This window comes from Pseudomonas sp. B16120 (assembly GCF_044218845.1).
Classification (GTDB): domain Bacteria; phylum Pseudomonadota; class Gammaproteobacteria; order Pseudomonadales; family Pseudomonadaceae; genus Aquipseudomonas; species Aquipseudomonas paracarnis.
In genome coordinates this window covers 1,454,405-1,467,583 of sequence record NZ_CP162588.1, presented here as the reverse complement: position 1 = coordinate 1,467,583, position 13,179 = coordinate 1,454,405, and the positions used below count along the sequence as shown (strand labels likewise).

The 13,179-nt window shown below is 59.5% G+C and carries 15 protein-coding genes; 9 read left to right on the top strand and 6 right to left on the bottom strand.

Features of this window, described 5'->3' with window-relative positions; all coding sequences use genetic code 11:
- Positions 1 to 28: 28 nt before the first annotated feature.
- Positions 29 to 1,135, bottom strand: coding sequence for an NADH:flavin oxidoreductase/NADH oxidase (locus tag AB4P90_RS06980; RefSeq protein WP_019817719.1), 1,107 nt, complete (start codon positions 1,133 to 1,135; stop codon positions 29 to 31).
- Between the two features lie 135 nt (positions 1,136 to 1,270).
- Entirely contained in the window at positions 1,271 to 3,172 is a 1,902-nt protein-coding gene (locus AB4P90_RS06975; protein ID WP_014717187.1) for a potassium transporter Kup, read from the bottom strand.
- Positions 3,173 to 3,586: 414 nt separating this feature from the next.
- Between AB4P90_RS06975 and AB4P90_RS06970 the strand changes: the two genes are divergently transcribed.
- The 7 genes from AB4P90_RS06970 to tsaA all read left to right on the top strand — a co-directional run bounded on the left by AB4P90_RS06970 (position 3,587) and on the right by tsaA (position 8,483).
- Positions 3,587 to 3,910 (top strand): type II toxin-antitoxin system RelE/ParE family toxin, encoded by a 324-nt coding sequence (locus AB4P90_RS06970; protein ID WP_019817718.1) that lies wholly within the window; start codon positions 3,587 to 3,589, stop codon positions 3,908 to 3,910.
- Positions 3,907 to 4,242 carry an addiction module antidote protein gene (locus AB4P90_RS06965; protein ID WP_034126496.1) on the top strand — a complete coding sequence of 112 codons (336 nt, stop codon included), beginning with the start codon at positions 3,907 to 3,909 and terminating at the stop codon, positions 4,240 to 4,242. The genes AB4P90_RS06970 and AB4P90_RS06965 overlap by 4 nt, the downstream gene beginning before the upstream one ends.
- Before the next feature lie 181 nt (positions 4,243 to 4,423).
- Positions 4,424 to 5,764 carry a 30S ribosomal protein S12 methylthiotransferase RimO gene (rimO, locus tag AB4P90_RS06960; protein WP_003231334.1) on the top strand — a complete coding sequence of 447 codons (1,341 nt, stop codon included), beginning with the start codon at positions 4,424 to 4,426 and terminating at the stop codon, positions 5,762 to 5,764.
- A gap of 100 nt (positions 5,765 to 5,864) precedes the next feature.
- Entirely contained in the window at positions 5,865 to 6,335 is a 471-nt protein-coding gene (locus tag AB4P90_RS06955; RefSeq protein WP_020301153.1) for a GNAT family N-acetyltransferase, read from the top strand.
- 207 nt (positions 6,336 to 6,542) lie between these two features.
- Positions 6,543 to 7,253 carry an rRNA pseudouridine synthase gene (locus AB4P90_RS06950; protein ID WP_032903270.1) on the top strand — a complete coding sequence of 237 codons (711 nt, stop codon included), beginning with the start codon at positions 6,543 to 6,545 and terminating at the stop codon, positions 7,251 to 7,253.
- Positions 7,254 to 7,321: 68 nt separating this feature from the next.
- A complete protein-coding gene (locus tag AB4P90_RS06945; RefSeq protein ID WP_395605766.1) occupies positions 7,322 to 7,783 on the top strand; it encodes a DUF1456 family protein in 462 nt (153 codons plus the stop codon).
- A 4-nt stretch (positions 7,784 to 7,787) separates the two neighbouring features.
- Positions 7,788 to 8,483 carry a tRNA (N6-threonylcarbamoyladenosine(37)-N6)-methyltransferase TrmO gene (gene tsaA / locus AB4P90_RS06940; protein WP_038449092.1) on the top strand — a complete coding sequence of 232 codons (696 nt, stop codon included), beginning with the start codon at positions 7,788 to 7,790 and terminating at the stop codon, positions 8,481 to 8,483.
- Positions 8,484 to 8,617: 134 nt separating this feature from the next.
- Here the strand turns inward: tsaA and fpr are convergent, their stop codons facing one another.
- Positions 8,618 to 9,397, bottom strand: coding sequence for a ferredoxin-NADP reductase (gene fpr / locus AB4P90_RS06935; protein ID WP_003189055.1), 780 nt, complete (start codon positions 9,395 to 9,397; stop codon positions 8,618 to 8,620).
- A gap of 125 nt (positions 9,398 to 9,522) precedes the next feature.
- On the opposite strand from fpr, the gene AB4P90_RS06930 reads away from it, so the two are divergent.
- Entirely contained in the window at positions 9,523 to 10,449 is a 927-nt protein-coding gene (locus AB4P90_RS06930; RefSeq protein ID WP_010212678.1) for a LysR family transcriptional regulator, read from the top strand.
- 3 nt (positions 10,450 to 10,452) lie between these two features.
- Here the strand turns inward: AB4P90_RS06930 and AB4P90_RS06925 are convergent, their stop codons facing one another.
- From AB4P90_RS06925 to AB4P90_RS06915, 3 genes are all read right to left on the bottom strand, one after another.
- Positions 10,453 to 10,815, bottom strand: coding sequence for a diacylglycerol kinase (locus tag AB4P90_RS06925; protein WP_395605765.1), 363 nt, complete (start codon positions 10,813 to 10,815; stop codon positions 10,453 to 10,455).
- A gap of 75 nt (positions 10,816 to 10,890) precedes the next feature.
- On the bottom strand, positions 10,891 to 11,541 hold the full coding sequence (gene erdR / locus AB4P90_RS06920; RefSeq protein WP_003189050.1) for a response regulator transcription factor ErdR: 651 nt from the start codon (positions 11,539 to 11,541) through the stop codon (positions 10,891 to 10,893).
- Between the two features lie 251 nt (positions 11,542 to 11,792).
- Complete coding sequence (locus AB4P90_RS06915; protein ID WP_014717180.1) at positions 11,793 to 12,512, bottom strand: tRNA-uridine aminocarboxypropyltransferase; 720 nt, start codon at positions 12,510 to 12,512, stop codon at positions 11,793 to 11,795.
- Between the two features lie 178 nt (positions 12,513 to 12,690).
- On the opposite strand from AB4P90_RS06915, the gene AB4P90_RS06910 reads away from it, so the two are divergent.
- Positions 12,691 to 13,125 carry a PA3611 family quorum-sensing-regulated virulence factor gene (locus AB4P90_RS06910; protein ID WP_014717179.1) on the top strand — a complete coding sequence of 145 codons (435 nt, stop codon included), beginning with the start codon at positions 12,691 to 12,693 and terminating at the stop codon, positions 13,123 to 13,125.
- The last annotated feature ends 54 nt before the right edge of the window (positions 13,126 to 13,179 follow it).

Genomic DNA, 13,179 nt, shown 5'->3' with positions numbered 1-13,179 from the left:
GGTGGGTCCGGTAGGGCCGTGTGCAGGATCAATCGCGCAGATCCGACTCATGAATCGGCTGGTCGCGGTGGGTGGCGCGCTGGTATTGCGCGGGCCAGATGGCCTTGCGCCCACCCAGATCATCGTCGGCATGCAAAGGCCAGTACGGGTCGCGGAGCAGTTCCCGGGCCAGGAAGATGATGTCGGCCTGGCAAGTGCGCAGGATATGCTCGGCCTGGGCCGGTTCGGTAATCATGCCAACCGTGCCGGTGGCGATGCCCGACTCCTTGCGCACTCGCTCGGCGAAGCGCGTCTGATAGCCGGGGCCGGTGGGAATCTCGGCATTGGCAGCGGTGCCGCCAGAGGACACGTCGATCAAGTCAACGCCCAAGTCTTTCAGGCGGCGCGCCAACTCCACGGTTTCATCCGGGTTCCAACCATCTTCCACCCAGTCGGTGGCCGACACGCGCACAAACAGCGGCAGCTCCTCTGGCCACACGGCACGCACGGCCCTGGTCACTTCCAGCACCAGGCGAATGCGGTTTTCGAAGGAGCCGCCATAGTGATCCTGACGCTGGTTGCTGATCGGCGAGAGGAACTGGTGCAGCAGATACCCGTGGGCGGCGTGGATTTCCACCACTTCAAAGCCTGCGGTCAAAGCGCGCTTGGCGGCGGCGACAAAGTCGGCGATCACTTGCTGGATCTGCCCTTCGTCCAGTGGCTTGGGCTGGGTGTGATTGGGGTCGAAGGCAATCGGCGAGGGCCCCACCGGCACCCAGCCGCCCTCCTCCGGCTTGACGCTACCGTGTTTGCCGATCCATGGCCGATGGGTGCTGGCCTTGCGCCCGGCATGGGCCAGCTGGATCCCAGCCACCGCGCCCTGGGCCGCGATAAAACGGGTGATGCGCCGCAACGGTTCGATCTGGGCGTCGTTCCACAGGCCCAGGTCCTGGGCGGTGATACGGCCATCGGCGGTCACCGCCGTGGCCTCGGTAAAAATCAGCCCGGCGCCACCCACGGCCCGGCTGCCGAGATGCACCAGGTGCCAGTCATTGGCCAGGCCATCGTCGCTGGAGTATTGGCACATGGGTGAAACCGCGATGCGGTTGAGCAGGGTCAATTGGCGCAGGGTATAAGGTTCGAGCAGCTGACTCATGGCGCACCTCTTCTGGGCTTCATAGGCATTTTTGTAGGAGCGAGCTCGCTCCTACCAGCCTAGTCGACAACCATCGTTTGCACAGGGTTCAGAAGGAAAGCGGGAGCCGATTGCCGGCTCCCGGTAGGCAGCGCCTTACATCTCGACCTGGGTACCCAGCTCGATCACACGGTTGACCGGCAGTTTGAAGAACCGCAGGTTGCCGTTGGCGTTTTTCAACATGAAGGCAAACAACACTTCGCGCCAACGGGCCATGCCTTTGATGCGCGAGGCAATCACCGTTTCACGGCTGAGGAAGTAAGTGGTGCGCATCGGGCTGAAGTCCAGGTCATCCAGATGGCACAGTTTCAGCGCTTCAGGCACATCCGGCTCATCGGTGAAACCGAAGTGCAGGATCACGCGGAAGAAGCCTTCGCCGTAGGCATCCACCTCGAAGCGTCGCGCCGCTGGCACCCGTGGAATGTCTTCGTAAACCACGGTCAACAGTACCACCTGCTCATGCAGCACTTGGTTATGCAGCAGGTTATGCAATAGAGCATGGGGCACGGCGTCGGGCCGCGCGGTGAGGAACACTGCCGTACCCTGAACGCGATGGGGCGGCTGTACGCGGATGCTGCTGATGAAGATCGGCAACGGCAGGCCACCCTCGTCGAGACGGCCGACGAGCAATTGCTTGCCGCGCTTCCAGGTGGTCATCAGCACAAACAGCACGATCCCCGCCAGTACCGGGAAGGCGCCGCCCTGGAGGATCTTCGGCGCGTTGGCTGCGAAGAACAGGCCATCCACCAACAGGCAGCAGAGCAACAGCGGCACGGCCAGCACCGGTGGCCATTTCCACAGCAGCAGCATCACCGCCGACACCAGGATGGTGGTCATCAGCATGGTGCCCGTCACAGCTACGCCGTAGGCCGAGGCCAGGGCACCGGAGGATTCGAAGCCTAGGACCAGCAGGATCACACCGACCATCAACGACCAGTTCACCGCACCGATGTAGATTTGGCCCTGTTCGGCACTGGAGGTGTGCTGGATATGCATGCGCGGGATGTAACCCAACTGGATCGCCTGGCGGGTCAACGAAAACGCGCCGGAAATCACCGCCTGGGAAGCAATCACCGTGGCCATGGTGGACAAGCCCACCAACGGGACCAGGGCCCAGCTCGGCGCCAGCAGGTAGAACGGGTTGCGCGCCGCCTCCGGATCGCCCAGCAGCATCGCGCCCTGGCCAAAATAGTTGAGCACCAGCGCCGGCAGCACCAGCAGGAACCAGGCGCGGGCGATGGGTTTGCGGCCGAAGTGGCCCATGTCGGCGTACAACGCTTCAGCGCCGGTCAATGCCAGCACCACCGCGCCGAGGATCGCCACGCCAATACCGGGGTGAACCATGAAGAAGCGCACACCCCATGCCGGGTTCAGTGCATTGAGCACTTCGGGTTGCTGCAGGATGCCGTACACCCCCAGGCCGCCCAACACCAGGAACCAGGTCACCATCACCGGGCCAAACAGCTTGCCGATGCGGTCGGTGCCGTGTTTCTGGATCAGGAACAGCGCCACCAGCACCACCAGGGCAATGGGCACCACCCATTTTTCCAGGCCGTCGAACGCCAGTTCCAAGCCTTCGATGGCCGACAACACCGAAATTGCCGGGGTGATCATGCTGTCGCCGTAGAACAACGCCGCGCCACACAGGCCACACACCACCAGGAAACTGCGCAATTTCGTGTGCTTCCCGGCAGCTCGCCGGGCCAACGCGGTGAGGGCCATGATGCCGCCCTCGCCCTGGTTGTCGGCACGCAGCACGAACAGCACGTACTTGATCGACACCACCCAGATCAGCGACCAGAAGATCAGCGCAAGGATCCCCAAGACACCGTCATGGTTGACCTGCACCCCATAACCGCCGTTGAACACCTCTTTAAGGGTGTAGAGCGGGCTGGTCCCGATATCGCCATAAACCACCCCGACCGCCGCCACCAGCATGCCAATCGGCTTGGCTTTTGAATGCTCGGCACCTGCTGCCTGACTACTTGCCTGACCCATCAACCACTCCTGCCCTTTGACCTGAGGTCTTTTATAAACAGCGCTTCTAAGCTGACCCTAGCATGCGCTGTTTTACTTCTCGTAACAGACGTTTTATTGACCCAAGGGCTTTACCCGTGCGCAACGGCGCGAAGCATAGCGCAGCACTCGTCGCATTTCCCCGTTCAAGTGAACGGGATGTCGTTTTAGGCAATCAGTCATAGAGGCCACAGCAGCACTTTGGCGCCTTTTTGCCTGCATTGATCACATGCACCGCCAACCGTATATTCCTGGCCCGGCTCAGTCGTGATGCCTGGGTGGTGTGAGCAGGAGCGCCTTGGCCGGGTTACCTGATCAGTCAATCGTGCATTCGCATGGCACGCAGTCGATATAAAAACTCAATTATCGAGCTGTCTCTTTTAAGGTACATTCCTCATGTACGAAGTGAAACACGTACTGTCAATCAATGGCGTGGATATCTACCAGGCTTGGCTGGATACAGTGCTGGACACGCGTTCGAAAGCAAGAATCACCACCAGAGTGGATCGGGCGTCCCTTGGTCACTTTGGCGTTACCGAGCCAGTGGGTGATGGGGTCTTTGAAATGAAGCTCGATTTCGGCCCGGGGTTTCGCGTGTATTACGCAGTCCAGGATCGAAAAATCATTTTCCTATTGGGCGGTGGTTCGAAGGCCAGACAGCAGAACGATATCGATCAGGCCAAGGCTCTCTGGAAATCTTACAAGGTGCAGCAAAAATGACCATTCGTACCCGCCCGCACGAAGATAGCGTTCTGGAAATGCTTCGCAACGACGAAGCATTCGCCCTCGAATATTTATCTGTCGCGCTTGAGGAAATAGATGAAGCCGGTGGCGAGGACGCTTTCCTTGTCGCTATCCGTCGAGTGGCGGAAGCTCGTGGTGGGATGCTCAGCTTGTCGCAGAACACAGGACTCAATCGAGCAAACCTCTACAGGTCCATCGGCGTCGGCGGTGATCCTAAGCTCTCCACTTTGCTTAAAGTCCTCCAGGCGTTAGGTGTGGGTATGTCTAAAGTGGTATCGCACCGAACAGAACAAGACGTCCAGGCTTAAGCGCGCGCCAGTGGCTATGGGGATGACCCGGCGCAGCACTCGTCGTATTTCCCTGCATAAAGCTGGTCAAGTGCGTTGCCCACCGATAGAATTGCGCACTTTTTGATCAGAGGCGCACCAAGCGCCCATCCGTTGCCTTGTCGTGCACGACCGGCAGCGTCATTCAATACCGAGGTTAGACATGTCCACCACCATCGCAAAAGCCAACCCCAAGGTTGGCTTTGTTTCCCTGGGTTGCCCGAAGGCGCTTGTCGACTCCGAGCGCATCCTCACGCAATTGCGTATGGAAGGCTACGACGTCGTGTCCACTTACCAGGACGCCGATGTGGTGGTGGTCAACACCTGCGGCTTCATCGACTCGGCCAAGGCCGAATCCCTGGAAGTGATCGGCGAAGCCATCAAGGAAAACGGCAAGGTCATCGTGACCGGCTGCATGGGGGTGGAAGAAGGCAATATCCGTAACGTGCACCCGAGTGTGCTGGCGGTGACCGGCCCGCAGCAGTACGAGCAAGTGGTCAACGCTGTGCACGAGGTGGTGCCGCCACGCCAGGATCACAACCCGCTGATCGACCTGGTGCCGCCTCAAGGCATCAAGCTGACCCCACGCCACTACGCATATCTGAAGATTTCCGAAGGCTGCAACCACAGCTGCAGCTTCTGCATCATCCCGTCGATGCGCGGCAAACTGGTAAGCCGCCCGGTGGGTGATGTGCTCGACGAGGCCCAGCGTCTGGTCAAGTCTGGCGTCAAGGAACTGCTGGTGATCTCCCAGGACACCAGCGCCTACGGCGTCGATGTGAAATACCGCACCGGTTTCTGGAACGGCGCGCCGGTGAAAACCCGCATGACCGAGCTGTGCGAAGCCCTCAGCAGCCTGGGCGTGTGGGTGCGCCTGCACTATGTTTACCCTTACCCGCACGTGGACGAGTTGATCCCGTTGATGGCCGCCGGCAAGATCCTGCCGTACCTAGACATCCCGTTCCAGCACGCCAGCCCGAAAGTGCTCAAGGCGATGAAACGTCCGGCGTTTGAAGACAAGACCCTGGCACGCATCAAGAACTGGCGCGAGATCTGCCCGGAGCTGATCATCCGCTCCACCTTCATCGTCGGTTTCCCCGGCGAGACCGAGGAAGACTTCCAGTACCTGCTGGACTGGCTGACCGAAGCGCAGCTGGACCGCGTCGGTTGCTTCCAGTACTCGCCGGTGGAAGGTGCTCCGGCCAACCTGCTGGACCTGGCCGTGGTGCCGGACGACGTCAAGCAAGACCGTTGGGAGCGCTTCATGGCGCACCAGCAGGCGATCAGCTCGGCACGCCTGCAACTGCGCATCGGCAAGGAAATCGAAGTGCTGATCGATGAAGTCGACGAGCAAGGCGCGGTGGGTCGTTGCTTCTTCGACGCCCCTGAAATTGACGGTAACGTGTTTATCGACGATGCCAGCGGCCTGAAGCCGGGTGACAAAGTCTGGTGCACCGTGACCGACGCCGACGAGTACGACTTGTGGGCTGAAAAGCGCGACTGATCGCACGGTGATAAAAAAGCCTCGCCTCTGAGAAGATGCGGGGCTTTTTTAGGTCTATCGTATTGTCCATCAACCCCGAATACAGCAAGGGACAGCGGGTATGCGTCAGCATTCGGTGATTCACACACCTAAAACCAGCGACTACGCACGCCTGGTGCAGATCTGGGAGGACTCGGTACGCGCCACCCACGACTTCCTCCCGGACAGCTATATCGACATGTTGAAAAACCTGGTGCTGAGCCGCTATCTCGATGCGGTCATGCTGATCTGCACCAAGGACGTGCGCCAGCACATTACCGGCTTCGCCGGGGTGTCGGCGGGCAAGGTGGAAATGCTGTTTATCGACCCGCGCTACCGTGGCCAGGGGCTGGGCCGGCAATTGCTGGGCTACGCGATCGAACACATGAACGCCGATGAACTGGACGTCAACGAACAGAACCCCCAGGCCCTGGGTTTTTACCTCAAGCAAGGCTTCGAGGTAATCGGGCGAACAGAACATGATGGGCTTGGGCAGCCTTATCCATTGCTGCACCTGCGTCTGCGCCAGCAGCAACAGGCCCGTAATGCATGAACTGTGGGAGCTGGCTTGCCCGCGAAGGCGTCGGGTCAGTCTACCCATCCGGTGCTGGTATACCGCCTTCGCAGGCAAGCCAGCTCCCACATTTGGCCCGTGTTGCGTCAGTTAAGTAATTGTTATGGCCCATGGGCTGAAATGGGGCCGGGATTAACCGGCGCCAGGCAGGTACAATAGTGGCCCCCTTTTGTTACGGCCCTTGTCATGACTGACCCCATACGCCTCTCCAAACGCCTTATCGAACTGGTCGGTTGCTCCCGTCGGGAGGCTGAGCTGTTTATCGAAGGCGGCTGGGTCTCGGTGGACGGCGAAGTGATCGACGAGCCGCAGTTCAAGGTCACTGACGAGAAGGTCGAGCTGGACCCGGAAGCTAAAGCCACCGCGCCAGAGCCGGTGACCATCCTGATGCACGCCCCCGCAGGCATGGATGCTGAAACCGCCATGGCCTCGATCAGCGCCGAAACCCTCTCTGAAGAACACCGCTTCGGCAAGCGTCCGCTCAAGGGGCATTTCCTGCGCCTGAGCGCCAGCGCCGACCTGCAAGCTAAGGCCAGTGGCCTGCTAGTGTTCACCCAAGACTGGAAGATTCTGCGCAAGTTGACCGCCGATGCCGCCAAGATCGAGCAGGAATACGTGGTGGAAGTCGAAGGCGACATGGTTGCCCACGGCCTTAACCGCCTGAACCACGGCCTGACCTACAAAGGCAAAGAGCTGCCTGCCGTCAAAGCCAGCTGGCAGAACGAGAACCGCCTGCGCTTTGCGCTGAAAAACCCGCAACCCGGCGTGATCGCGCTGTTCTGCGAAGCCGTTGGCCTGAAAGTCATCGCCATCCGCCGCATCCGCATCGGCGGCGTGTCCATTGGCAAGGTGCCAGTGGGCCAATGGCGTTACCTGTCCGGCAAAGAAAAGTTTTAAGCCGTTCCCTTTTCCCGACACCGCCTGATTCCGTCGGTGTCATCAGTTGAATACCAGGATTGCCCACCATGATTCACAACGACGTACTGCGCAGCGTGCGCTACATGCTCGACATCAGCGACAACAAGATGGTCGAGATCATCAAGCTCGGCGGCATGGACGTGACCAAGGAAGACCTGCTGACCTACCTCAAGAAAGATGAGGAAGAAGGCTTTGTGTTCTGCCCGGATGAAGTCATGGCCCACTTTCTCGATGGTCTGGTGATCTTCAAGCGCGGCAAGAACGAAAGCCGCCCGCCGCAACCAATCGAAACCCCGGTGACCAACAACATCATCCTGAAAAAGCTGCGTGTGGCCTTCGAACTGAAGGAAGACGACATGCATGCAATCCTCAAGGCGGCGGAGTTCCCGGTGTCCAAGCCAGAGCTGAGCGCGCTGTTCCGTAAGTTTGGTCATACCAACTACCGCACCTGTGGCGATCAGTTGCTGCGTAACTTCCTCAAGGGCCTGACCTTGCGGGTCCGTGCCTAAGCCCATGAGTTACCAGGTCTCGCCCGTCGGCTTCGTACGCTCCTGTTTCAAGGAGAAGTTCGCCATCCCGCGCCAACCGCAACTGGCACCGGCTGCCCGTGGCGTGCTGGAGCTGGTGGCGCCGTTCGACCAGGGTGAGGCGGTGCAGGGGCTGGAGCAGGTCAGCCATGTGTGGCTGCTGTTTCTGTTTCATCAGGCACTGGAAGACAAGCCACGCCTGAAAGTGCGCCCGCCACGCCTGGGCGGCAATACGTCCATGGGTGTGTTTGCCACCCGCGCAACCCATCGTCCCAATGGCATCGGCCAGTCGGTGGTGAAGCTGGACAAGGTGGAACCGGGGCGGTTGTGGATATCGGGCATAGATTTGCTCGATGGCACGCCGGTGCTGGATATCAAGCCGTATGTGCCGTATGCCGATATCGTGGATGCGGCCACCAACGGCATCGCCAGCAATGCGCCCGCGCTGATCGGCGTGCAATGGCTCAAGGCTGCACTGCAACAGGCGCAAGGCCATGCACAGCGCCTTGGTGAACCGTTGGTGGAGTTGATTGAACAGTGTCTGGCACAGGATCCGCGGCCGGCGTATCAGGTTCCTACCTCAGAACGGGAATACGGTGTGCGGTTCTGGGATGTGGATGTGCGCTGGCACTACCCGGAGCCGGGGATGATTTGTGTGCTGGAAGTGGTTTCGGCTAAATAGGGCGAAAACCAAATGTGGGAGCTGGCTTGCCTGCGATGCAGACACCTCAGTGGTTCAGTTGAACCGAGGTGATGCTATCGCAAGCAAGCCAGCTCCCACATTTTTTGGGATCGCTGGTGTTACTGACTCTCGTATTACTTCTCGACGAACGCACGCTCGATCAGGTAGTCACCCGGCTCACGCATCCGTGGCGAAACTTTCAGGCCGAAGCTGTTCAACACTTCGCTGGTCTCGTCCAACATGCTTGGGCTGCCGCACAGCATGGCGCGGTCGTCCTCGGGATTGATTGGCGGCAGGCCAATGTCGCTGAACAGCTTGCCGCTGCGCATCAGGTCGGTCAGGCGGCCTTCGTTTTCGAACGGCTCGCGGGTCACGGTCGGGTAGTAGATCAACTTGTCACGCAGGGCCTCACCGAAGAACTCGTTCTGCGGCAGGTGCTCGGTGATGAATTCGCGGTAGGCAACTTCGTTGACGTAACGCACGCCGTGGCACAGGATCACTTTTTCGAAACGCTCATAGGTCTCCGGGTCCTGGATCACACTCATGAACGGGGCGAGGCCAGTACCGGTGCTGAGCAGATACAGATGCTTGCCCGGCTTCAAATCGTCAAGCACCAGGGTGCCTGTCGGTTTTTTGCTGATGATGATCTCGTCGCCTTCCTTCAGATGCTGCAACTGGGAAGTCAGCGGGCCATCGGGCACCTTGATGCTGAAGAACTCCAGATGCTCTTCCCAGTTCGGGCTGGCAATGGAGTAAGCGCGCATGAGCGGGCGGCCGTTGGGCTGTTGCAGGCCGATCATCACGAACTGACCGTTCTCGAAGCGCAGGCCCGGATCGCGGGTGCACTTGAAGCTGAACAGAGTGTCGTTCCAGTGATGAACACTGAGGACACGCTCGTGGTTCATGTTGCTCATGTACGGGGGACTCCTGGAAATGGGTCTGCGCCAAAGGTAAGGATGCGCAATTGCACAGCATTCTAATGGCGGCGACAATATCTGTTAACTGGATTATTAAGATAAGGGTTATCGGTTATATCGATATGCGATTTACTCTCCGTCAACTGCAAGTTTTCGTCGCCGTCGCCCAGCAGGAAAGCGTCTCGCGCGCTGCTGGCCTTCTGGCCTTATCTCAATCCGCCGCCAGCACCTCAATCACCGAGCTGGAGCGTCAATCCAGCTGTCAATTATTCGACCGCGCCGGTAAACGCCTGAGCCTCAACGCCCTCGGTCACCAGCTGTTGCCCCAGGCGGTGGCATTGCTGGACCAGGCCAAGGAGATCGAAGACCTGCTCAACGGCAAGTCAGGCTTCGGTTCCCTGGCGGTCGGCGCCACGCTGACCATAGGCAATTACCTGGCGACACTGCTGATTGGCAGCTTTATGCAGCAACACCCCGAGAGCCAGGTAAAGCTGCATGTGCAGAACACTGCCCATATCGTGCATCAGGTGGCGCACTACGAAATTGACCTGGGTCTAATCGAAGGTGACTGCAGCCACCCGGATATCGAAGTGCAAACCTGGGTAGAAGACGAGCTGGTGGTGTTTTGCGCGCCCCAGCATCATCTGGCCAAGCGTGGCGTGGCAAGCATGGATGAGCTGACCCACGAAGCGTGGATCCTGCGCGAACAAGGCTCTGGCACGCGCCTGACCTTTGACCAGGCCATGCGCCATCATCGCAGCGCGCTGAATATCCGCCTGGAGCTGGAACATACCGAGGCAATCAAGCGGGCTGTGGAGTCGGGGTTGGGGATTGGCTGCATTTCGCGGCTGGCGCTACGCGACGCGTTCCGTCGCGGCAGCCTGGTGCCGGTAGAAACCCCGGACCTGGACCTGGCCCGGCAGTTCTACTTCATCTGGCACAAGCAGAAGTACCAGACCTCGGCGATGCGCGAATTTCTCGAACTGTGCCGCGCTTTCACCGCCGGGGTGCAGCGCAGCGACGAGATCGTGCTGCCGAGTATCGCTTGATCGTCAGATCAGGATTACGGCCCATACCAGGGTGATCATGGTCAGTGCCACTAATTGCGCGGCGCTGCCCATGTCCTTGGCGTTTTTCGACAGCGGGTGGCGGTCCAGGGAAATACGGTCAATGGCCGCTTCTACCGCTGAGTTGAGCAATTCGACGATCAGCGCCAACAAACACACTGCAATCAGCAGCGCCCGTTCAACCCGGCTGACCTGCAGGAAAAAGCTCACGGGAATCAGGATGACATTCAGCAATACCAGTTGGCGGAATGCCGCCTCGCCAGTGAAAGCCGCACGCAGGCCATCCAGGGAATAGCCCCCTGCATTGAAGATACGTTTGATACCGGTTTGACCCTTGAAAGGCGACATAGATGTAGGCAACTGAACCAAAGAAGTGGGGAAGCTAGATCACGCAAAGTCAAAAAAGCGTGAAGCGGCTGTAACTTAATGTTGCGAGATGGACTCGAGTTGCTGCAAAAGCAACGCCGCCTGAGTGCGCGTACGCACGCCCAACTTACGGAAAATCGCCGTAACGTGGGCCTTGATGGTCGCTTCCGACACACTCAATTCGTAAGCAATCTGCTTGTTCAACAACCCTTCGCAGACCATGGTCAATACTCGGAACTGCTGGGGCGTCAAGCTGGCCAGGCCATCGCGGGCGGCCTTGGCTTCATCGGACACATTGATTTCTTCAAACGCCTGGGGTGGCCAGGACACATCGCCGTCCAACACCGTGCGCACGGCTTTCTGGATATCCTCCATCGCGCTGGACTTGGGAATGAAGCCGCTGGCGCCAAACTCTTTGGAGCGCACCACCACGTCGGCTTCTTCCTGGGCCGACACCATCACCACGGGGATCTGCGGGTATTGGCCGCGCAGCAGCACCAGCCCGGAGAAACCGTACGCGCCCGGCATGTTCAGGTCGAGCAACACCAGATCCCAGTCGGATTTTTCAGTCAGGCGGGCTTCCAGTTCGGCAATGCTGGCCACTTCGACCAGACGTACATCGGGGCCAAGGCCCAGGGTTACGGCCTGATGCAGTGCGCTGCGAAACAGCGGGTGGTCATCGGCAATCAGGATTTCGTATGTGGCCATTGGTTAAATGATCCTGTTTTTTATGGGAGCCCTGATGGGTTCAGGGTTCACCAATACACGAGGCGACGGCCAGGCAGCGATCGCCACAGGGCCCGCTCAACGTCAAAAACACATGAAACGACGTCGATAATTCACGGTTGCGCCCAATCGGCGCACAGCATGCCCAGCGTAGCCTGGAGGGTCAAGCACTACGCCCGTGGGGATTTTAGCGGGTTGCGGGCTTACAGTGCCATCATGCAAACGTCGTCTGGTTATCCCGCCGGGATGTAGGGTGCAAGGCGGGTATGCACGGTGTCCTCCGCATCCAATGACAGTTGGAATTTGGCAGCCAGGTAATGGGTGCTGAACACATCAAGGTAGGCATCCAGCACTTCGCTGGCGGCCAGGTCATCGGCCAGCTCCAGGCACAGCGCCGCCACCTCGGCGGTGCAGAAATGGTCATCGCGCTTGGAGCGCCGTAGTTTGTAGCGTGACAACTGTTCGGGCGCCAGGCTCAGCACCGGTAAATGTTCCAGATAGGGACTTTTGCGAAACATCTTGCGCGCTTCGCTCCAGGTGCCGTCCAACAGGATGAACAGTGGGCGCTTGCCCTCCTCCACGCGCACTTCACTGACCACCCGTTGCGGCGCCACGAATTCACCGGGAAATACGATGTAGGGTTGCCACTGCGGGTCGGCCAGCAACCTGAGCAACTCGGGGTCGACTTCGGTACGCGACCAGGCAAACGCGGTGGTGTCGTGTATGACATCGGCGATCAGCCAGCCCGTGTTACTGGGCTTCATCGGTTCAACGTCATGCATCAACAGGCACATGGCGGACTTGGCTTCTACCTGAGGCCGCCAGGCACACAGGCAGTACTCAGGAATGACCCGACAGCCGGGACAGCGCTCAGCACGCGAACCCCGATTGAGAAACGGCCTGACGGCACGCGCCAGACGCTGGGTACGCAAACGGGAGACGGCGTGACTCATCGGGCACGCGGCGAAGTAGAAGAAATCGACACGGAACAAACTCGTGAAAAACAGAAGTCCCGCAGTTTACCAGCGATACGCCTGGCTGTAGTGGCAAGGGCTCACCTATAATTGCGCGCCACTGAACGCACAGCCCAGTGGCTGGTCTATGCACCAGTAACCGAATCAGGAGAGTTTCATGCTGCGTTCCATGCTGCGCCTTGTTGCCCCATCCGTCGCCCTTGCGCTGGTCTTGCCTATGGGCGCCCACGCGGCCTCGCTGCTGGAGGCTCAAATGAACAAGAAGCTGCAAAGCGTCGCGGCCGAAAGCAACAAGGACCTGCCCCGGGAAATCGACGAAAAAACCCTGGAAGTCGCCTACACCGTTGAAGGGATGCAACTGATCGATCACCTCAGCGTGTTGCCTGACCGTGCCGAACAGATGCGCGCCAACCCCAAGGCTGTGTATTTCCAGCTGGGCCGCAGTGTATGCACCAACCCGGGCTACCGCGAGCTGATGGCCAAGGGCGCAGTGATGCGCTATGAAATCACCGAGAACAAGACCAATCGCCCGGTGGCCTCGGTCAAGTTCGCAGAGGCCGATTGCCCGGCTCCGACGAAGAAGAAAAAGTAACCTTTGCTTGCCCCTCCCGCGCCGCTGCCCAGCGGCGCGCACGCCCCCGCTGCG